At 63.6% G+C, this 19,143-nt stretch carries 18 protein-coding genes; 8 read left to right on the top strand and 10 right to left on the bottom strand.

The annotated features are described in order from the left end of the window. Positions 1 to 39: 39 nt before the first annotated feature. The gene (locus ASE26_RS11185; protein ID WP_055927645.1) at positions 40 to 552 is read right to left on the bottom strand and encodes a CesT family type III secretion system chaperone; all 513 of its coding nucleotides are present in this window, start codon (positions 550 to 552) and stop codon (positions 40 to 42) included. Positions 553 to 700: 148 nt separating this feature from the next. Between ASE26_RS11185 and ASE26_RS11180 the strand changes: the two genes are divergently transcribed. Then, positions 701 to 1,510 (top strand): hypothetical protein, encoded by an 810-nt coding sequence (locus ASE26_RS11180; RefSeq protein ID WP_156397924.1) that lies wholly within the window; start codon positions 701 to 703, stop codon positions 1,508 to 1,510. Here ASE26_RS11180 and ASE26_RS11175 read toward each other — a convergent pair. From ASE26_RS11175 to ASE26_RS11165, 3 genes are read right to left on the bottom strand one after another with little or no spacing between them, the layout of a single operon-like run. Beyond that, complete coding sequence (locus ASE26_RS11175; protein WP_229207092.1) at positions 1,507 to 2,109, bottom strand: membrane integrity-associated transporter subunit PqiC; 603 nt, start codon at positions 2,107 to 2,109, stop codon at positions 1,507 to 1,509. The two genes, ASE26_RS11180 and ASE26_RS11175, sit on opposite strands and share 4 nt — an antisense overlap. Beyond that, positions 2,106 to 3,743, bottom strand: a complete 1,638-nt coding sequence (locus ASE26_RS11170; protein ID WP_057246250.1) for an intermembrane transport protein PqiB — start codon at positions 3,741 to 3,743, stop codon at positions 2,106 to 2,108. The genes ASE26_RS11175 and ASE26_RS11170 overlap by 4 nt, the downstream gene beginning before the upstream one ends. Next, on the bottom strand, positions 3,736 to 4,938 hold the full coding sequence (locus tag ASE26_RS11165) for a paraquat-inducible protein A (protein WP_229208138.1): 1,203 nt from the start codon (positions 4,936 to 4,938) through the stop codon (positions 3,736 to 3,738). Before ASE26_RS11165 ends, ASE26_RS11170 begins: the two co-directional genes overlap by 8 nt. 177 nt (positions 4,939 to 5,115) lie before the next feature. Between ASE26_RS11165 and ASE26_RS11160 the strand changes: the two genes are divergently transcribed. Both ASE26_RS11160 and ASE26_RS11155 read left to right on the top strand, forming a co-directional pair. Next, positions 5,116 to 5,763, top strand: coding sequence for a transglycosylase domain-containing protein (locus ASE26_RS11160; protein WP_156397925.1), 648 nt, complete (start codon positions 5,116 to 5,118; stop codon positions 5,761 to 5,763). 1 nt (position 5,764) lies between these two features. Further along, positions 5,765 to 6,433, top strand: coding sequence for a hypothetical protein (locus ASE26_RS11155; protein WP_156397926.1), 669 nt, complete (start codon positions 5,765 to 5,767; stop codon positions 6,431 to 6,433). Between the two features lie 4 nt (positions 6,434 to 6,437). On the opposite strand, the gene ASE26_RS11150 is transcribed toward ASE26_RS11155, so the two are convergent. Both ASE26_RS11150 and ASE26_RS11145 read right to left on the bottom strand, forming a co-directional pair. Further along, a complete protein-coding gene (locus ASE26_RS11150; protein ID WP_057246248.1) occupies positions 6,438 to 7,361 on the bottom strand; it encodes a TIGR03571 family LLM class oxidoreductase in 924 nt (307 codons plus the stop codon). A gap of 13 nt (positions 7,362 to 7,374) precedes the next feature. Further along, positions 7,375 to 8,550 (bottom strand): MFS transporter, encoded by a 1,176-nt coding sequence (locus tag ASE26_RS11145; RefSeq protein ID WP_055927669.1) that lies wholly within the window; start codon positions 8,548 to 8,550, stop codon positions 7,375 to 7,377. Positions 8,551 to 8,913: 363 nt separating this feature from the next. Between ASE26_RS11145 and ASE26_RS11140 the strand changes: the two genes are divergently transcribed. Both ASE26_RS11140 and ASE26_RS11135 read left to right on the top strand, forming a co-directional pair. Continuing rightward, positions 8,914 to 10,407 carry an ATPase domain-containing protein gene (locus ASE26_RS11140; protein ID WP_055927672.1) on the top strand — a complete coding sequence of 498 codons (1,494 nt, stop codon included), beginning with the start codon at positions 8,914 to 8,916 and terminating at the stop codon, positions 10,405 to 10,407. Next, positions 10,400 to 11,935 (top strand): response regulator, encoded by a 1,536-nt coding sequence (locus tag ASE26_RS11135; protein WP_055927675.1) that lies wholly within the window; start codon positions 10,400 to 10,402, stop codon positions 11,933 to 11,935. Before ASE26_RS11140 ends, ASE26_RS11135 begins: the two co-directional genes overlap by 8 nt. 8 nt (positions 11,936 to 11,943) lie before the next feature. Here the strand turns inward: ASE26_RS11135 and ASE26_RS11130 are convergent, their stop codons facing one another. Together ASE26_RS11130 and ASE26_RS11125 are read right to left on the bottom strand one after the other, a co-directional pair. Continuing rightward, a complete protein-coding gene (locus ASE26_RS11130; RefSeq protein ID WP_055927678.1) occupies positions 11,944 to 12,753 on the bottom strand; it encodes a pre-peptidase C-terminal domain-containing protein in 810 nt (269 codons plus the stop codon). A 93-nt stretch (positions 12,754 to 12,846) separates the two neighbouring features. Continuing rightward, complete coding sequence (locus ASE26_RS11125) at positions 12,847 to 15,246, bottom strand: family 20 glycosylhydrolase (RefSeq protein WP_057246246.1); 2,400 nt, start codon at positions 15,244 to 15,246, stop codon at positions 12,847 to 12,849. Between the two features lie 193 nt (positions 15,247 to 15,439). Between ASE26_RS11125 and ASE26_RS11120 the strand changes: the two genes are divergently transcribed. Beyond that, entirely contained in the window at positions 15,440 to 16,099 is a 660-nt protein-coding gene (locus ASE26_RS11120) for a hypothetical protein (RefSeq protein WP_057246244.1), read from the top strand. A gap of 38 nt (positions 16,100 to 16,137) precedes the next feature. Continuing rightward, positions 16,138 to 16,473, top strand: coding sequence for a copper-binding protein (locus ASE26_RS11115; RefSeq protein WP_055927687.1), 336 nt, complete (start codon positions 16,138 to 16,140; stop codon positions 16,471 to 16,473). Positions 16,474 to 16,476: 3 nt separating this feature from the next. Here the strand turns inward: ASE26_RS11115 and ASE26_RS11110 are convergent, their stop codons facing one another. Further along, positions 16,477 to 16,995, bottom strand: a complete 519-nt coding sequence (locus ASE26_RS11110) for an Lrp/AsnC family transcriptional regulator (protein ID WP_055927689.1) — start codon at positions 16,993 to 16,995, stop codon at positions 16,477 to 16,479. Positions 16,996 to 17,117: 122 nt separating this feature from the next. Between ASE26_RS11110 and hppD the strand changes: the two genes are divergently transcribed. Beyond that, the gene (gene hppD, locus ASE26_RS11105; protein ID WP_055927691.1) at positions 17,118 to 18,185 is read left to right on the top strand and encodes a 4-hydroxyphenylpyruvate dioxygenase; all 1,068 of its coding nucleotides are present in this window, start codon (positions 17,118 to 17,120) and stop codon (positions 18,183 to 18,185) included. Here the strand turns inward: hppD and ASE26_RS11100 are convergent, their stop codons facing one another. Continuing rightward, positions 18,186 to 19,022 (bottom strand): universal stress protein, encoded by an 837-nt coding sequence (locus tag ASE26_RS11100; RefSeq protein ID WP_057246242.1) that lies wholly within the window; start codon positions 19,020 to 19,022, stop codon positions 18,186 to 18,188. Positions 19,023 to 19,143: the final 121 nt, after the last annotated feature.

Raw genomic sequence — 19,143 nt, 5'->3', positions numbered from 1 at the left:
AGTGTATAAGGACGGTGAAAGAAAAAAGCGCGACGCGTCTTACGCCGGGCTGCCTTCCGCTCCGCTGCCGGATTGGCGCAATTGCGCGTCCAGGCGCGAGCGCGCGCCTTGGGCGGCCTTGCCGCCCTTGTCGTTCGAGGTTTCCTTTTCGTCGAGGAAGTAGCTGGTGCGCCATTGTTCGGCCACGGCTGCGAAGTGGCGCAGCATGGCCAGTGTGAGCATGCCGCTGGACTGCTCCAGCGGCAGCATGCAGTACAGGACGACCTGCTTGATTTCGGTGTTGTAGCCGAATGTGGCGTTATGGCCCGAGCCGGCCATCAGCAGGTTGGTTTCCAGCAGCCGTTGCAGCACGAGTTCGCGCGGCTCCGCCGGCAGCGGGCCCAGGCCGCAGTAGATGTTGACGATATGCGGCGCCTGTTCGCCGCCGTGGCGCAGCAGGAATTGGGTGCCGCCGATATCGAGTTCGGCTTTGTCGTACAGGGCGCGCGGGTCCGGAATCTGCGCGTGTTCGCAGATCTGGTTGATCAGGTTGCGGTAGACGTCGATGCTCATGTTCACTCTCCAGTGATGGGTTGGGGGACGCGATGCTGGAGATGAGTAGGGAATGCGCGGCGCCGGTTCCACCGCAGACGGCCGGGAACTTTCCGCCGGGCCGTGCTACAGATGGGGAATGCCACGCCATCAAACGAAAGGACGCATCATGCTAAGTAGACTTGCAACCGCCGTGGGCACTGCCGCCGCGGGCGCCGTACTGGATCGGATGGCCCATCGCAACGAGGCGCAGCAACAGCCGCAGCCCCAGCCGCAGGCTTTGCCGCCAAGGCCGCCGCATCCGGTCCAGCAGTCGGGCACCGGTAATGAGCGCCTGGGCCGGCTTGGCGACGCCATTCGTGGACCCGTTAACGGCTCGCCGTTCGCCAGCGGCATCAGCGGGCAGTTCGGCAAGATGCAGCAGTTGGGAGAGGATGCCAGGACGGTGGCGCAGAATCCCGTCATTACGGCCGAGGAACTCAAGCAGCTTGCCGACCGCGTGCAGGACGACGCCAAAGCGACGTTCGGGGCGGCCAAGGTGGTCAGCGGCCACGCGCCGCTGACCGGCGGCGACGCCGCGCGGCTCGGCAAGGCCGCAGTGAAGGACGCGGTGGACAATTTCGATCCCGCCAAAATGGTCGAGACCGCGAAGAAAGTTGGCGATACCGCCTATGCCGCGGCGACCACCAGCAAGGAGGGCATCGGCCAGGTGACGGATGCGATGCAGGACAGGTTGAAATTCGAGGCCCAGGCAACGGCGGCAGGTACCGCCGCCGTGCACCTGGGCGCTACCGCGATCAGCATGCTGCCGTTTCCCGGTGCACCCCTGGTGGGCGCCGCGGTGCGCACCGTCGGCACCATGGCCGCCGGCGCCCATATGTCGGCCACGATGCGCGAGATCGGCGGCGACGGCCAGGGCAAGGACAGCGCCCTGCGCCAGGAGGCGGCGAAGATCCTGATCGAGAAGTCCGGCAGCTAGGAAGGGCAGGCCGCCTTGCCCGCTGCATGGCTGCGCACGGCCTTGGCGATGTCCGCCGCAACCCTGGCCACGGCGCGGCGGTGGCCCATCACCAGGGCGTCGTAGCCGGCGGCCACTTCTTCACGGGCGGTGCTGCGGCAGGTCAGGACCTGTGCGCTGCCCGCCAGCCGCACGCTCCAGACGGCGTCGAGCAGCGCATATTTGCCGGGCGCCGATTCGAAGCGCTGCACATTGGTGCTGATGCGGTAGAGCGTGGCCTTTTCCGGCGGCTGGGTGCGGAACACGTCGATGGCGCCTAGTTCGCCGGACACGGCCAGCGACAGCGCCTGCCCGATCTCCGACGCCGGCGGCGAGGACCAGCGTTCCTGCTCCAGCAGGTCGATGCGTCCTTCGCCCGAGGTCACCACCAGCTGGCTGCGCGCCACCTGCTGCGGCACCGTCACGTTCTGCACCTCGATGTAGTAGCCGGGATTCGGTACGCCGGCGGCGGCTTCCATGCCGTTGCTGAGACTATAGAAGCGTTCCGGCGGCGGACTGGCGCAGCCGGCCAGCGACAATGCAAGCACTACACCACCTGACAGGGCATGCCGGCGCATCATTTGTTCTCCTTCGCGGGCTGGGGTTTGGCGCGGATCAGCGCTTCCGGATGGCGCTGGAGGTAATCGGACAGTTCGTTGAGCGACTGCAGCGTTTGCGTCAGTTGCTGCAAGGCCGTGCGCAGGTCGGACTGCATCGGCGAGTCCTGCTGCAGCACCTGCTGCGCCGCGCCGAAGGTGTGGCGCGCTTCGCCCAGCGTGGACTGCAGTTCCGGCACGAGCTGCGAGTCGACTTTTTTGAACAGGTTGTCGGCGCTCTTCAGCGAGTCGCGCAAATTGTTGCCGATCTGCTCGAACGGTACCTTATCGAGCTTGCGGGCGATGCTGGCGATCTGCGCCTGCAGCTCGTCCAGCGCATTGGGCACGGTCGGCACTTCGAGCGGGTAGGCATTCATATCCAGCTTGACTTGCGCCGCGTTGGGGAAGAAGTCCAGCGCGATGTACAGTTGGCCGGTCAGCAGGTTGCCGGTACGGAGCTGGCCGCGCAGGCCGTGGCTGACCATGCGATCGAGCACCAGCGGGCCGGCGTTACGGTCCTTGTCGTCGGTGACGGTCTCCTGGAACCGGCGGCCGAGACGGCCGGGGTACATGTCCACCGTCACCGGCATGCGGAAGTCCTTCTTGACAGGATCGAACTCGACGCCGACCGAGCGCACTTCGCCCAGCACAATGCCGCGGAAGTCGACCGGTGCGCCGGGAGATAGGCCGCGCAGCGACTGGTTGAAGTAGAACACCGTGGTAATCGGCGCACCGTCCGGTTCGCGCATGGCGCGGGCCTGGTCGGCTGCCAGCGGGAATTCGGTGCCGGCGGCAGCGACGGTGTCGGGCTTGCGGCCGGTAACCGACTCAAAGCCGATGCCGCCCACCAGCAGCGCCGCCACTGATTGCGTATTCAGCTTGAACCCGCCGGAGTCCAGCTGCAGGTCCACGCCGCTGGCGTGCCACCAGCGCGTGTTCTTGCCGACGTACTGGTCGTAGGGCGCGTTGACGAAGACCTTGACCGCCACCCCCTGGCCGTTATTTTCCAGGTCATAGCTGATGACCTGGCCGGCGGGGATGCGACGGTAAAAGACCGGCGAACCTGCATCGATCGAGCCAAGCGATTCGCCGTGCAGGGTGTAGTAGGTGCCTTTCTGGTCGCCCGCCACTTGCGGCACTTTTTCCAGTCCGGTGAAATCGTGGCTGCTTTCCTTTGATTTACCCGCATCGACGCCGATATAGGCGCCCGACAGCAGGGTGCCAAGACCCGATACGCCGCTCACGCCAATGCGCGGCTTCACCACCCAGAACCGGGTATCGGCGGCAGTGAAACGGCGCGCATCCTTGTTCATGTCGATGGTCACCAGTACCTTGCTCAGGTCCGGCGACAGGGAAATCGCGCGCACCTGGCCGACGTCCACGTCCTTGTATTTCACCTTGGTCTTGCCGGCCTCAAGTCCCTCGCCGCTGCGGAAGCTGACCACCACGGTTGGGCCTTCGTCGAAATAGGATTTGGCTACCAGGCCGATGCCGATCAGCGCCGCAAGCAGCGGCACCAGCCACACCAGCGAAGGCAGCCAGTGGCTGGCCTTCTCGACCTGGGGCTGGGGCAGGGGCGCACCGGCAGTGTTGGCCGGGGTGCCGTCGTGTTCAGGCATGTTTTTCTCCATTTGGCGGGACAGGATCCCAGATCAGGCGCGGGTCGAACTGCATCGACGCCAGCATGGTCAATACCACGACGGCGCAAAACGCCAGGGCCCCGGGCCCGGCGGTGATGGTGGCAAGGGTCTGGAAGCGTACCAGGGCCACCGTCAGCGTAATGACGAAGATGTCCAGCATCGACCAGCGGCCGACGAATTCCACCATCCGGTACAGTACGGTGCGCTGCAAGGGGCGCCAGCGCGAGCGGCGCTGCGCCGTCCATGCCAGCAGCGACAGGGCGGCCAGCTTCAGCAGCGGCACCACGATACTGGCGATGAAGATGATCGCGGCCAATGCGGGCGAACCGCTGTCCCAGAAATACAGCACGCCGCTGATGATGGTGTCATCCTCCAGGCCGAACAGGGAATGGGTGTACATCACCGGCAGCAGGTTGGCGGGAATGTACAGGATGGCCGCGGCAACCAGCAGGGCCCAGGTGCGCCCCAGGCTATCGGGGTGGCGGTGATGCAGGCGCGCATGGCAGCGCGGGCAGTCCTGGCGCCGCGCGCCGTTGTCAGCCGACACCAGGCCGCAGACGTGGCATGACAACGCTGCTTGCGGAACGGGCGGCGGCACGTCAGGCTGGGGCGTCAGGGCGTCGCCCAGGTTCCACAGCATTTTGGGGTCGAACGAGACCACAATGGCCAGCATCAGTGTCAGCGCGGCGAACGCAAACAAGCCAGGTTCCAGCACTACCGTGGCCAGGCTGGTCATCTTGACGATGGTGATGAGGATGCCGATCATCAGCACCTCGGTCATTCCCCAGCGCCGCGCCAGGTGAATCGCATACAGCAGGAGGTTGAACGACTTCGGTTTGTGCCCGCCCGCCAGCGCCAGGGTGACGTGCAGCAGCGACAGCAGTTCGACCGCCGGCAGCAGGACGGTAAACATGAAGACCGCCGCCGCCACCAGCGGCATATGTCCCTGCCACAGCACGATGATGGAACCGAGCAGGGTGGCGCGCGAGGCGTTGCCGTTCACGTCCAGTTCAACGATCGGAAAACACTGGGCGATGACGAACACGATCAGCGCGGCCAGGGTGATCGCCGCCATACGGCTCGCGTCGGAATGGATGCCTCGATACATCACCGAACGGCAGCGCACGCAGCGTGCCTTCTCGCGCGGACGCACCGGGCGGCGGCTATGCAGCACGCCGCAGTCATGACAGCTAATCAGGTCGTAGCGATGCACACGTTTGGCGGGAATTCGAACATGCCAGCATGATACGACATTTGATGTGAAAGTCCGGACTCGTGACTATTCGATAGACTTTTGGGACTTCAGTTCGGCTAAAGTCTGCGGCCTTCGAAAGTTGAACGGGAACCGTCATTGAAATTTGCGCGTAGAGCTTTGCTGGCATTCCTGCTAGCCGTTGCCAGCTACCTTGCCATTGCCGCGGCGTGGGCCTGGGTGGCTTTCCCTTCTGCCGCCCGGGGCTTGCCGCAAGCCGGGCTAATGCCGCTATCGCCGCGCCAGGTGGAGATCCTGCTGAAGATTGAAGACCCGGGTTTCTTCAACCATCGGGGCCTCAGTGCGTGGAGCGGGCAGGGGCTGGCGACCATTACTTCTTCGCTGGCGCGCAGCGTGTACCTTGGCGACACGCGGTTGGATGGCGCCACGGGCGCATTCCAGCGCTTTTACCGTGGCGTCTTCGACTGCTGCAAGAAGATCGACATCGGGCGCGACGTGATGGCCCTGGTGCTGGACCACAAGCTGGACAAGCAGCGGCAGCTGGCTGCTTATGCGGCCCTGGTCTATCTGGGAACCCAGGAGGGAAAACAGGTTCACGGATTCGAGGACGCTGCAATCAGTTACTACGGCAAAGCGCTGGACTTGCTCACTGAACCGGAGTTCGTGGGCCTGGTGGCAATGATCAAAGCGCCTAACCTGTACCATCCCGTCAACAATCCAACCCGGTTCGTGCAACGCCTGGTGCAGGTGAATGCGCAGCTCCGGAACGACGATGTAATCAAATAGAATGAAAAGACTGTCGCATTCAATCCTCCTCGCCTCGCTGGCGCTTTGCAGCGCGATACTCCAGGCTGCGCCCCTTGAGCTGAATTGTCCTTCATCCGGGACGGAAAAGGAGCAGGTGCGCATCAACCGGCTCGCTTCGGGCGTCGTGGCTCGAAAAGGTGCGCACCTGTTGAAGGTCACCACCAAGGCCGGCGTCCAGACATTCAAGGACAAGCCTCCCTATGACGAGCCGTTGGACGGCGTCCACCATTACTTTTGCGACCGTAAAGAAGGCTTCATCCTGATCAAAGTCGAGGATGGCGGCGAGTTCACCGGCAAGCTGATTGACGAACAGACCGGAACCGTCATGAAAGGCGGCGAAAGCGTCTTGTTCTCGGAAGATCGCCGCGCTTATCTCGCCAGCGAACACGGGGACGGCCTGGATGGCGATGTGTGGACGATCTATGCGGTGAACGGCCAGGTATCCTGGACCGGGTACAACTTTATTTCGGCCCCCGATCAAAGTTACAGGTACGTTGACCTGGGCATGCCAGCCTGGATGCCGAATGGAGAACTGGTTGCAAGCGCAACCTGCGCCTCCGACGAGAACCGCAAATGGAAAATGAAACTGGTCAAGAACAACGGCCAGTGGGACTGGGCGCCTCGCAAGAAGTGCCCAGCTTCCAAGTAACTGTTCAAGCGTGGAACAGCGGCAGCACGTCTGCGGCGATCTCGTGGAAAGTTTCATCCAGCGCACGGCGGTTGCGCCGGAAATGCAGGCCTACGTGGTCGACCCCGGCCGCGCGTAGCGCAGCCAGTTCCTCGACCAGGGCGTCGCGGCCGCCGCGGAAGCCGAAGCGCCAGCGCTGCATTGGTTCATCGGCGCCTTCGCTCAAGTCCAGATGAATGAAGGTGGCGTACGGCTTGTCGCCTGCCACGGCGCGCCAGGCGGCTACCCGGCGCGCATGGTCCTCGGGCGTGCCGGGATAGGCCAGGCTGCCGTCCATGCGGGCGCCGATCCAGGCCGGGCTTTGCTGGGCCAGCCCGGCCGCCATCAGCGGCAACGGCGCTGCCATGCGCGGTAAAACATCCAGGCCCGGTGGCAGGCCGGATTGCGCGCCGTCGCGCAGCAGCGCGACCTGCTCGCGGAAGTTGCTTCCGCGTTCGGCGAAGTCGCGGCCGAACAGCGGGTACTCCACCGGCCGGTCGCCGCTGGCCACGCCCAGCACCAGGCGGTTGCCGCTCAGGCGCTGCAGCGTAGCCGCCGACTTCAGCGTCAGCAGGGGCTCGCGGATCGGCAGCACCACGGCAGCCGTGCCAAGCAGGATGTCTTTGGTGATGCCTGCCAGGTAGCCAAGATAGGAAAATACCTCGAACACCTGGGCCGCATCGCCAAAGGACGGGTCGTACATGGGCACGTCGCGCACCCACAGGGCGCGGAAACCCAGGCGGTCCGCCAGTTGCGCCAGTCCGGCATGGCGCTGCAGGTCCGGTTCGCCGGGCAGGCGGCCGTCCTGTTGCCTGGCCTGCTCGCCGGCATGCGTCCAGTCGTTATCCAGCGGAGCCTCGATGCCGATGCTGAAGCCGCCGGCAGTCAGGCGAGCCAAGGAAGCGCTCATGAAGACTCCCGGCTCAGAACGAGGAAGCGGCGGAAGCCGATGCATTGCGGCGGCCCGCATTGCCAAGCCAGACCAGCGCCAGGCCGCCGGCCGCCAGTGCAGCGCCAACCAGGGGCACCGCGGCATAGCCCAGGCCCTGGCCGATCACCACGCCACCCAGGGCCGCCCCCAGCGCGTTGCCCAGGTTGAAGGCGCCGACGTTCACCGACGAGGCCAGGCCGGGAGCCTGTGCTGCAGCCTGCATCACACGCATCTGCACCGGCGGCACGATGCCGAAGGCCGCAGCGCCCCACACCACCAGGCCAATCGCAGCGCCAAGCTCGGTCGTCATCACCAGCGGCAGCACAGCCATGGTCACGGCGAGGGCAGCCAGAATCAGCTTGGTGGCGCCGTCCAGCGACCAGTCGGCCAGGCGGCCGCCCAGGCTGTTGCCGAGCGTGAAGCCGACGCCGATCAGTACCAGGGCAAACGCCACGAAGCCCGGGGTGGCATGGGTGATTTCGGCCAGGATTGGCGCCACGTAGGTGTAGAGCGCAAACATGGCGCCGGAACCCATCACGGTGGTGCCCATGGCGAGCAGCACTTCGGGACGCGTCAGTACTTTCAGTTCGCGCCGCAGCTTGGGCGGGGTGCCAGGCTCGCCCTTGGGCAAGGCCAGCCAGAGAGCGGCGATCGTGACCAGGCCAAGCACGGCGGTACCGGCGAAGGCTACGCGCCAGCCGACTTGCTGGCCAATCCAGGTGGCGGCAGGCACGCCGCCGATATTGGCGACGGTCAGGCCCATGAACATGGCCGCGATGGCGCTGGCCTGCTTTTCTTTAGGTACGACGCTGGCTGCCACCACGGCGCCGATGCCGAAGAAGGCCCCGTGGTTCAGGCTGGTGATCAGGCGCGACAGCAGCAGGGTGGTATAGCTTGGCGCGAAGGCCGACAGCAAGTTGCCGGCCGTGAAGATCAGCATCAGCGCCATCAGGGCGGCGCGCTTGCCGAAACGGCTGAACAGCAAGGTCATCACCGGGGCGCCGGCCATGACGCCAACGGCATAGGCGGAGACCAGCATGCCCGCAGTGGGGATGCTGACCTGGACGCCGTCGGCAATCACGGGCAGCAGGCCCATGGGAGTGAATTCGGTGGTGCCGATGGCAAAAGCGCCAGTGGCAAGGGCTAACAGGGCGGTAGAGGATCGCATCGGAATAGACTCGCAGAGTTTTTCAATGGATCGCAGTGTACCGGGGCAATATTTGCAGATTAAGCCCAGGATTTGCTAAACACTTTTGATTTTTGTTCAATAATTGAGTTTGACGGTGTCGCGAGCGGGTGGCGTGATTCCGCATGCGTCAGCAGCCGGGGGCAGTCCCTGGTAGTGGCTGTTGGGCGAGGAGAAGTTGTTAACGCTTTCTGTGGAAAACCCTGTTAACAAGGCGCGGCACGGCAGGCTAAATAGTTGATTCAATTAGAAAAAATTCCGCTGCGCAAATAAAGGGCAATCGAAACAAGCCGATTGGCAACAAGTGCTAAAGTGTCTTATCGACAATCTTCGTGCAGGACCGCCATGCTCCAGCCGCAGAACAAGCAGACTGACGCCTTTATCTCGACCGGCATTGCCGGCCTCGACACGATCCTGGCCGGGGGCCTGACCAAGCACCGGCTTTACCTGGTGGAAGGCGAGCCAGGGACGGGCAAGACCACCATGGCCTTGCAGTTCCTGATGGAAGGCGCCAGGCATGGCGAGCCGGTGCTCTACATCACCCTGGCGGAAAACGAAGTGGAGCTGCGCGCGGTCGCGCAGTCGCATGGCTTCACGTTGGACGGCATCACCGTGCACGAGATCATCCCGGCCGAAGGCGTACTTGACCCGGATGAGCAGTACACGGTGTTTCACCCCTCCGAAGTCGAGCTGGGCGAAACCAACCGGCTGATCCTGGCGCAGATCAATCGGCTCAATCCTACCCGCATGGTGCTCGATTCACTGTCGGAACTGCAGCTCCTGGCGGGCAGCCCCCTGCGCTATCGGCGCCATGTGCTGGCGCTGAAGCAGTACTTCGCCAAGCGTGCCTGCACCGCGCTGTTCCTGGACGATAAAACGGCTTTAGGCGGCGACCAGCAGGTGCGCAGCATCGCGCATGGCGTGATCTCGCTGCAGCAGCTCGAGTCGGGCTATGGCGCCGAACGGCGCGTCGTGCGCGTCTTGAAATACCGCGGCATCGACTACCGGCGGGGGCCGCATGACTACGTGATCATTTCCGGCGGTGTCGTTGCCTATCCGCGCATCGTGGCCTCCGAATCGCGCGAGATTGCAAGCAGGGGGCAGGTGGCAAGCGGGCTGCCATTGCTCGATACCTTGCTGGGCGGCGGGATTGAAGAGGGCTCCAGTACCCTGGTCTCAGGGCCGCCGGGAACCGGCAAGTCCAGCCTTGCTGCCCAATTCGTCAAAGCCGTCACGGACCGCGGGCAGAAGGCCGCAATGTTCGTGTTTGAAGAATCCTACAATACCTTGCTCAACCGCGCGGATGGCATTGGCATGGATTTGCGCACGCCGCTGGCTTCAGGCCTGCTTCAGGTGAACCAGGTCGACCCGGCCGAACTGTCGCCCGGCCAGTTTACACATGCGGTCTGCACTGCTGCCGACGAAGGTGCAAAGGTAATCGTGATCGACAGCCTGAACGGCTATATGAATGCGATGCCGGAAGCACGTTTCCTGACCACGCATTTGCGTGAAGTACTGACCTACCTGGGGCAGCGCGGCGTCGTGACCCTGCTGGTCGGTGTGCAGCAGAGCATGATCGGGACGATGGGGAGCAAGGTCGACGTGAGCTACCTGGCCGATAACGTGCTGCTGCTGCGCTACTACGAATCAGGCGGTTCGGTGCACAAGGCCTTATCGGTCTTTAAGAAACGGGGCAGCAAGCACGAAACCACTTTGCGCGCTTTCTCAATTAGCGACCAAGGCATCGAAGTGGGGCCGGTGCTGAAGGACTTCCGCGGCATCCTGACCGGGGTGCCGGTGAATGTGTCGCAAGACAAGGATGAAGCAGAGCATGAATGAGCTGGAGCAGCGCATCGTCATCTTTGCCCCTGTCGGCAAGGACGCACGTCTGATTGAAGAGGTGTTGGGACAGGCGCGCCTTGGTTGCCAGATCTGCCCTGAACTGGGCTCCGTCGTCAATGAGCTGCAGCAGGGCGCGGCTGCGCTGTTCGTGATCGAAGAAGCCTTCAACGACGACTTCCTGTGCGAGCTCACCGCTTATCTTGCCGGCCAGCCGGCCTGGTCGGATTTACCAGTACTGGTGCTGAGCAAGGAGGGCTTGGACTCGCCCGCTATCCAACGGATTTTTGAACGGGTCGGCAACGCGACACTGCTTGAGCGCCCGGTGCGCAGGGCAACCCTGGTCAGCGCAGCCCTGTCGGCGGGGCGTGCGCGCCGGCGCCAATACGAAATGCGCGAAGTCGACCGCCGCAAGGATGAATTCCTGGCCATCCTCGGCCATGAGTTGCGCAACCCGCTGGCGCCGATCCGCACCGCGATGGACGTGCTGAACACCATACCGGATACCGACCCCAAGGTGCGCAGCATCAGCCAGGTGGTGGAGCGCCAGGTGCGTCACCTGACCCGCCTGGTGGACGACCTGCTGGACGTGGCGCGCATCACCAACGACAAGGTGGCCCTGAAATGCGAACGGATCGGCGCTGCGACAGTGCTGCAGCACGCCGTGGAAATCTGCCGCCAGCAGATCGATGCAGGCGGCCATACGCTGGACCTGCGCCAACCACCGGGGAGCGTGCTGCTGTTTGGCGATCGTGCGCGCCTGGTCCAGAGCCTGGCCAATGTGCTGGGCAACGCGGTCAAATTCTCGCCGCCGGGGTCGACCATTCACCTGTATGCGGAGGCGGAAGGCGAGGATATCGTGTTCGTGGTGCGCGACCATGGCGCCGGGCTTGAGGCGGAGGCGCGCTCCCGCATCTTCGACCTGTTCGTGCAGGGACAAGCCGGGCGCGCGCACAGCCTCGGCGGACTGGGGATAGGGCTTAGCCTGACCCAGAGATTCACGCGCATGCACGGCGGGAGTGTCTCTGTTACCAGCGAGGGCAGCGGCGAAGGCTGCGAATTCGTCCTGCGCATGCCGATTGTGGTACCGGAGCGGCGCAGCAAGGAGCGGCCCGCTTCCGGCGCTTTCAAAGGCCGTGCCGATGATACGCTGCGCATCATGGTCGTCGACGACAATGAAGACGGCGCGGACATGTTGCGGGTCATGCTGGAAATGGAAGGCCATACGGTCGCCAAGGCCCACGATGGCCAGGGCGCGATCGCGCTGGCCCAGCGTTTCCATCCGCACGCCGTTCTGATGGATATCGGCCTGCCCGATATGCAGGGCTACGACGCGGCGCGCCGCATCCATGAACTCGAAGGGGCCGAGGATATTGTTTTCATCGCCATGACCGGCTGGGGGCATGAGGAGGCGCGCCACCGCGCGTCCGAGGCCGGCATGCAGCATTACCTGGTCAAGCCGGTGGACTTGAATGTGCTGCGCAAATGCCTGTCCGAAATCAGCGGGCAGGCCTTGCAGCGCGCGTGAGCGCGCGTCTATTGCGCCGCGCTGGCGTTCAGCGAGACGCCGCTGAAGGTCGAGTAGGAGCGGATGCCGATGTGCCAGGTCCCCGCCTGCGGGTTGCTTAGCGCGCAGGATTCCGTGTTGCCGCTCTTGTAGGGACGGCAGGCATAATCATTGGCAGTCGGCTGCGCTCCAAAGCGGACATACAGGTCGCCATCGCCGCTGCCGCCGCTCATGTTCACGTTCAGGGTATTTGCGCACTCAGGCACGTTGATGGTGAAGTACAGCCAGTTGCCCGCAGTGGCGGTCAGGCTGGACTGGTTCAGGGACACGCTGGCGCATGGCAGGTTCAAGCTGCTTGGAAGCGAATGCAGCAGGTTGGTGGTAACGGAGCCGTCGGCCGCAATCGTTACCTGGTACAGGCGGTCGAACTCCGTTTCGGCAATGGCGCTGCCCGGATCGCCGCCCAGTTGCCGGATCAAGTCCGGCGTGGTGTCGGAATGGCCGACCACCAGGGCATTGTCGGGCAGGCCGCGCAACTGCTGCGCGAACGTCGCGAGCTGGCCGGCATCGTAGCTGGTGACCGGCAGGTTCAGGTAGGTGGTCAGGGGCTGTGCCGTTTGCTGCGTGCGCTGGTAGGCAGTCGAATAGACGTGCTTGACCTGCGCATCCTTGAGTGTCGCGGCGATGTTGGTGGCGCGTACCTGTCCTTCGGCAGTCAGCACAGGATCGGTGCCGGTGGCGGATTTCTCGGCGTGGCGCGTCAGGTAAATCGTGTTGGCGCTGGCAGGAATATGCGCTGCGCAAATTACCAGGGCGAAGCCGCCCAATATCTTCTTCATGTAGTCTCCCGAAATGAATAGTTTCTGAATGTTGCATTAAAAGCAATCATGCGACGGCGAGGATACGCCATTTCGGAAGATCGTTGTGTTTCTTTAGCGGTTGTCGATGCGCGAGATTCCTCCGCGCCTGCCATTGCGGTCGAAGGCTGCCACCTGGACCAGGCCGCGGTCGGCAATCGGGCCTTGCAGCAGCGCGCTGCTGGCAGTTGGTTTGCTGCCGTCGCTGGTGTAGCGCAAGGCCAGGCCGGGCAGGGCATGGTTGGCGTAGACCTTGCCGCCTTCCAGCACCAGGCCGGGTGGCGCGATGCGATAGTAGACCGGGCCGAAAGGCGCGGACTCCAGGTCGAGGCGCGGCAGCACGCGCTGTCCCAGGACGTTGGCGAAGGCCGGCCAGGCGTCGCTGTGCGCCGGGGCCGCCCAGGCACGTTCGGCCACGGCCAGCAGGCGCGGCATGAGCAGGTAGTCGATCAGTGCAGGGTCGCGGATGGTTTCGGTCCATAACGCGGCTTCCAGGCCACGGATGCGGCGCTGGCCGGCGTCGGTCAGGCTCTTGTCAAGCGGGACGAAGTTGTAGACATCATCAAGTTCAATATAGGCTGCCCAGTTGACCCCCGGCTCGTCGGGATTCCTGTTGTGGCTCATGTCCAGGTATTGCCTGGTGGCCGGGGCCAGCACGACGTCGTAGCCGGCATTGGCCAGGCGGTAGCCCAGGTCTGCCGAATCGCCGACGTTATTCCAGACGTAGAGCGTGAAACCGCGTTGGGCGAAATGCGGATTGGGTGTGTGCTTGTGCGTCCCGAGTTCCTCCCAGCCGGCGGTGGCAAGGCCGTTCTGGCGCAGGATGTCGTCGACGCGGTCGTAGAAGTAGTCCCACAGTTCAGCCTTGGTTTGCAGGCTTTTGCTGGCCATCAGGGCGCGGCTTGCCGGGGACTTTTCCCAGGCGCCGGCGGGTACTTCGTCGCCGCCGACATGGAGGGAGCGCAGCGGGGTTCCGGCTTCGCGATGCAGGGCGGCGACCTGTTTCACCACGTGTTCGATAAAGGTGAAGCTGGACTCGAGGCCCGGGTTCATCACGTTGTCCCTGTAGTTCTGTGCGGATTTGTATTGCGAGCGGTCGTAGAGGTCGTTCAGCAGGTATTTGCCGGCACCTGCCTGGCCGGCGGCCTGCATGTGCCGGTAGCGCGCCTCCATCGCCTTTACCGCGGCGCGGGCGTGGCCGGGCATTTCGATTTCCGGGATCACTTCGATGTGGCGCGCTGCCGCGTAGCGCAGGATCTCCAGGTAGTCGGCGCGGGAATAGTAGCCGCTGCCGTGCGGGTCTGCGGCATCGGGGCCGGAGCCGTATTCCGGTTGCAGCCGTACTCCAGGCCTGGAGCTGTGCCCGCGCACCGCGCCGATGCTGGTCAATTCCGGCAGGCCGGGGATTTCAAGGCGCCAGCCTTCGTCGTCGGTCAGGTGGAAATGGAAGGTGTTCAGCTTGAAGCGCGCCATCAGCTCGAGCAGGCGGAAGATGGTTTGCTTGGGCTGGAAGTTGCGGCTGACGTCCAGCATCAGGCCGCGATAGGCGAAGCGCGGCGCGTCGGTGACCGTCAGCATGGGCAGGTCCACCACTTTCCTGCCGCCCGCAGCCGGCAGCGGCAGCAGGTCGCGCAGCGATTGCAGCCCGCGCGCGACGCCGGCGGCGCTGTTGCCGGTGATGGCGATGCCGCCGGCATCGACGGCCAGCATATACGCCTCCGGCGAAGCTTGCCCGGCGACGGCAGCCACGCAGAGCCGCAGCGTTGCTGCGGATGGCGCGGTTGCGCTTGCAGGCCAGTATTGCTTGAGCAGGCTGTCGGCAATGACGGCCTCATTCTTCAAACCGTCGCCGGCAACGACCACCGGCGCGGATTCAAGGTGCAGTGCGCCAGTCCCTTTTTGCAATTGCAGCGGCGTCGGGAATATGGGCGGCAAGGCCTCGGCGGGAAGCGCGATGGTACTGGCGTTGCGTTGATACAGGTCCTGGGCCGTTACTGCCTGGCCCTTTTCAAGCTGGTCGGGGCGCGGCAGCGGCAGCAACCGGTAGTCCGTTATCGCTTGCGCGGTGTCCGGTGCCGCCTCATACACGAGGTAAAGGCCGGAAGGGGCGCGGTAGACCTTGGCGTCCGCAGTGGGAGAGCGGTAGGCCGCGTTCAACGCCTGTCCCGGCGCCAGGCCGCCGAAGCCCGGCGCGGGTCGAAGGCGGTATAGCGTGCCACCCAGGTCATCGAGCGTCAGCTTGCCCGCCAGCGGCCCCGCTACGGCGCATTCGGTGCAGTTGAAATAGATCGACCAGCCGCGCGCGGGCAAGGAATGGCGGTCCCGGTTCGTGACTTCAAGCTGGCCGCCCCTGCCGCCATCCTGCTGCTCCCAGCGCACTTGCAGGTGCTGGCCGCTGGCATATCGGGGCGCGGCCTGTGCAGCGGAAAGCGCCAGCAGCAGCGCAAGGCAAACAACCGAACTCTTTGAAGTCATGGAATCAGCTTGTCTCTTATTGCGGGTTCGTCAAGCTAACATAAGTGCCCCACTTGTTAACGCTTTCTGTGGAAAAGTCTGTTAACAAGGAAGGGAGCCGAGCGGTAAGATCCTGATTTAAATGCGGAAAATCCAGCTGCGCAAATAAGTGGCAGTGCTGGCATAATTGCACTACTTTTAAGGAGACTGGGTTATGCATCAATGCTGGCTGCTTATCCTCGCACTTTGCAGCGCTTCCGTCGGCGCTGCCGAGATCAAGGTCGGCGTGCCGTTGCCGCGCATGGACATGGTGAAGGAGGGCACGCATCACTGGCTGCGCTATGTGCGCAATGGCGAAGTCAACACGCCGGTCGACATCTGGACGCGTGAAGTCCGGCTGCTGCCTGCGGGAATGCAGATTCGCCAGCGGTGGGATGGCATTAACAGCAGCGTGGTGATGCTCGACTCCCGCTTCGACAAGGATACGTTCAAGCCGCGCACCCACCAGCGCATCCGCGAGAAGGAAGGCAAGCGCACGGTGGAGGATTATGACTTCGCCTCCCTTGAGCCGACCTTCAATTTCGAAACCGACATCGAATTCCTGCAAGCCTTGCCCCTCGCTGCCGGCTATGAAGCCAGCATCATGTTCTATCATCCTGGCGGCGCGGCCCCGGCGCGCTACACCTGGAAAGTGGTGGGCAGCGAAACCATCCAGGGCCCGCAAGGCGCTGTCGATTGCTGGCTGCTGACCACCGACTACAACCGCCCCGGCAGCGTCGCAAAATTCTGGCTGGCGAAGGCGACCCAGCTGCTGGTACGGCAAGAGGCGACAGCGCCGGACGGCAAAATCATAGTGAAGGCGCTGATCGATTGACGGAATCGCTCGGCGCATCAAATTAAAGGAGAGAGCAAATGAAAGTATTTACCAGCACCCTGCAAGCAGTGATCCTGGCGGTGGCATGCGCGGCCGCTACGTCCGCGCTGGCGCAGCATACTGTCACTGACCATGCACAGCCAGCGGTGGTTGCCGATTCGGCCGATGGCGAAATCAAGAAAGTCGACAAGGCTTCCGGCAAGCTGACCATCAAGCATGGCGAACTGAAAAACCTGGGCATGGGCGCGATGACGATGGTGTTCCGCGCCAAGGATGCGGCCATGCTGGACCAGGTGAAAGCGGGTGATAAGGTACGTTTCACCGTGGAAAACGCGAACGGCGCGATGACCGTGACCGCGCTCGAAGTAAAGTAAATCCTATGTGCGGGCGAACTCGATGCGCTGTTTGCGCGGGTTCGGCCGCACGATGTGCTCAAGCGGCAGCACGGTGGATTGCTTGACCTTCTTCAGTGCGATATTCGACTTGACGTTCACCACGCCGGGCAGCAGCAGGATCTCCTTCATCATCAGGTCGGCGAACGAGGCCAGGTCGTGCGACACCACGCGCGCCACATAGTCCGCTTCTCCGGTCACGGAAAAGCACTCCATCACTTCCGGCACGTCGCGGATCGCCTTTTCGAAGGCGTCGCCGCGCTTTTCGCCATGGCGGTCGAGCGTGATATGGACGAAGGCCATCACGTCCAGCCCTACGGTGGACGGCTCCAGCACGGCCGCGTAGTGGTCGATGATGCCGGCTTCGCGCAGGCGCTGCACGCGCCGCCCCACCTGCGAGACTGACAAATGCAGCACTTCAGCCAGGGCGGCGTTGGTCGCTTCTCCATTGCGCTGAAGCTCGTTCAGCAGCGAGAGGTCGTGGCGGTCGACGGTAATCATCATCAGGTCCTTGTGTCATGCGCAAAATGCGCATAATTGAGTGCGCTTTCCGTGCAGGATGCGCAAAAAATCCAGAATCAGTGCGTAGTATATCCGTTATCTACACACATTTCCGGAGACAGTAAATGACCGATTCCCTGTGGGAGAACCCGATGGGCACCGACGGCTTCGAATTCATCGAATACGCGGCGCCGGACCCAGTCGCAATGGGCAAGACCTTCGAAGCGATGGGCTTTACCGCCGTCGCCCGCCATCGCAGCAAGGATGTGACCCTGTACCGCCAGGGCGATGTCAATTTCCTGCTGAACGCGGAAAAAGATTCGTTCGCGCAGCGCTTCGCCGAACTGCACGGCCCTTCGGTGTGCGCCATCGGCTTCCGCGTGAAGGACGCGGCTTATGCGTACAAGCGCGCGCTGCGCCTTGGCGCCTGGGGCTTCGAAAGCAAGGCGGGCCCGATGGAGCTGAACCTGCCGGCCATCAAAGGCATCGGCGATTCGCTGATCTACCTGGTGGACCGCTGGCCGGGCAACGGCAATATCAGCATCTACGATGTGGACTTCGAGCCGATTCCAGGCGTCGACCAGAACCCGAAAGGCCATGGCCTGACCTATATCGACCACCTGACCCACAACGTGCACCGCGGCCGCATGGGCGAGTGGGCCGAATTCTACGAGCGCCTGTTCAACTTCCGCGAAGTGCGCTATTTCGACATCGAAGGCCAGGTGACCGGCGTCAAGTCGAAGGCCATGACCAGCCCTTGCGGCAAGCTGCGCATTCCGATCAACGAAGAAGGCACCGACCGCGCCGGCCAGATCCAGGAGTACCTCGATGCGTATCGCGGCGAAGGCATCCAGCACATCGCCATGGGCAGCGACAACCTGTACGCGACCGTGGACAGCCTGCGCGGCGCCGGCGTGAAGCTGCTCGACACCATCGACACCTACTACGAGCTGGTCGACCGCCGCATTCCCGGCCATGGCGAGCAGTTGCAGGCCCTGCGCGAGCGCAAGATCCTGATCGACGGCAAGCCGGGCGACCTGTTGTTGCAGATCTTCTCCGAAAACCAGCTGGGCCCGGTGTTCTTCGAGTTCATCCAGCGCAAGGGCAACCAGGGCTTCGGCGAAGGCAACTTCAAGGCCCTGTTCGAGTCGATTGAACTGGACCAGATGCGCCGCGGCGTGCTGACCGCCTGATTAGTGCGCCATCAATACTGGCAGCGTTGCCGTTGCCAGTATGCTGCGCGTGGCGCCGCCCAGCATCATTTCGCGAAAGCGGCTATGGCCGTAGGCGCCCATGACCAGCAGGTCGACATTGAAGTCGGCCGCCAGCGACAGGATAGCCTTGCCGGGATCGACCGGTTCCGGCCTGCGCAGGACCTCCACCTTCACGCCGTGCCGCGCCAGGTACAGGGCGATATCGGCGCCGGGCGACTCGCCCAGGGTGTCCGCGCTGCTTCCCAGCACCGCCAGCGTTACCTGTTCGGCGCCGCGCAGCAAGGGCAGGGCGGCGGTTACTGCCTTCGCCGCTTCCATGCTGCCGTTCCAGGCCACCATCACACGCTTGCCGATGGTCGGGAAGCGGCCGGCGCGTGGCACCAGCAGCACCGGGCGGCCGCAATTCAATAGCACGTAGTCCGGCAAGTCGGGCAGCAGGCTGCCTTCATCGCTGTCCGAGGCGGCAGCCTGTCCCAGTACGACCAGGTCTGCGTAGCGCGCTTGCATGCACAGGCCCGCATATTCATCGTCATTGCTGCTGCGCGCTTCGTAAGAGGGGACGCCAAGGCGCTCCGCCAGGCCTTTGAACTGATCCAGCGCAACTTGCACACGTTCTTCGGCGCGCTGCAGGTAGTCGGCCAGGAACACGCCGCTGCCTTCATAGCTGCGGCCGGCCAGCATGGAGCGCGGCATACCGGTCATCGCGGCGCCGACCAGGTGGGCTTCTTCGCGGGCGGCGATGGCCGCTGCCAACGCGATGCGGGCTTCGGCATTGGCCGCGCGGTCGGCATGGACTACGATGGTGCGATAAGACATGATGTCCTCCTGTGTTGATGTTGGCACAAGTTTGCGCCCGGTTGCCGCACACGATCCATGACTTGGGTCAAGCTCGTCTGATATCATGCCAATATGTTACGTTCTCGTCTTGCGCCACTGT

The sequence above is a fragment of the Duganella sp. Root198D2 genome, assembly GCF_001428585.1.
In the GTDB taxonomy this organism is placed as follows: domain Bacteria; phylum Pseudomonadota; class Gammaproteobacteria; order Burkholderiales; family Burkholderiaceae_D; genus Rugamonas.
This window is presented reverse-complemented; position numbering and strand designations above follow the sequence as displayed.

Bases quoted from the DNA above. Each gene is read 5' to 3' on its own strand.
- ASE26_RS11185 (WP_055927645.1), bottom strand. From the start codon at position 552: ATGAGCATCGACGTCTACCGCAACCTGATCAACCAGATCTGCGAACAC.
- ASE26_RS11180 (WP_156397924.1), top strand. From the start codon at position 701: ATGCTAAGTAGACTTGCAACCGCCGTGGGCACTGCCGCCGCGGGCGCC.
- ASE26_RS11175 (WP_229207092.1), bottom strand. From the start codon at position 2,109: ATGATGCGCCGGCATGCCCTGTCAGGTGGTGTAGTGCTTGCATTGTCG.
- ASE26_RS11170 (WP_057246250.1), bottom strand. From the start codon at position 3,743: ATGCCTGAACACGACGGCACCCCGGCCAACACTGCCGGTGCGCCCCTG.
- ASE26_RS11155 (WP_156397926.1), top strand. From the start codon at position 5,765: ATGAAAAGACTGTCGCATTCAATCCTCCTCGCCTCGCTGGCGCTTTGC.
- ASE26_RS11150 (WP_057246248.1), bottom strand. From the start codon at position 7,361: ATGAGCGCTTCCTTGGCTCGCCTGACTGCCGGCGGCTTCAGCATCGGC.
- ASE26_RS11145 (WP_055927669.1), bottom strand. From the start codon at position 8,550: ATGCGATCCTCTACCGCCCTGTTAGCCCTTGCCACTGGCGCTTTTGCC.
- ASE26_RS11140 (WP_055927672.1), top strand. From the start codon at position 8,914: ATGCTCCAGCCGCAGAACAAGCAGACTGACGCCTTTATCTCGACCGGC.
- ASE26_RS11135 (WP_055927675.1), top strand. From the start codon at position 10,400: ATGAATGAGCTGGAGCAGCGCATCGTCATCTTTGCCCCTGTCGGCAAG.
- ASE26_RS11130 (WP_055927678.1), bottom strand. From the start codon at position 12,753: ATGAAGAAGATATTGGGCGGCTTCGCCCTGGTAATTTGCGCAGCGCAT.
- ASE26_RS11125 (WP_057246246.1), bottom strand. From the start codon at position 15,246: ATGACTTCAAAGAGTTCGGTTGTTTGCCTTGCGCTGCTGCTGGCGCTT.
- ASE26_RS11120 (WP_057246244.1), top strand. From the start codon at position 15,440: ATGCATCAATGCTGGCTGCTTATCCTCGCACTTTGCAGCGCTTCCGTC.
- ASE26_RS11115 (WP_055927687.1), top strand. From the start codon at position 16,138: ATGAAAGTATTTACCAGCACCCTGCAAGCAGTGATCCTGGCGGTGGCA.
- ASE26_RS11110 (WP_055927689.1), bottom strand. From the start codon at position 16,995: ATGATGATTACCGTCGACCGCCACGACCTCTCGCTGCTGAACGAGCTT.
- hppD (WP_055927691.1), top strand. From the start codon at position 17,118: ATGACCGATTCCCTGTGGGAGAACCCGATGGGCACCGACGGCTTCGAA.
- ASE26_RS11100 (WP_057246242.1), bottom strand. From the start codon at position 19,022: ATGTCTTATCGCACCATCGTAGTCCATGCCGACCGCGCGGCCAATGCC.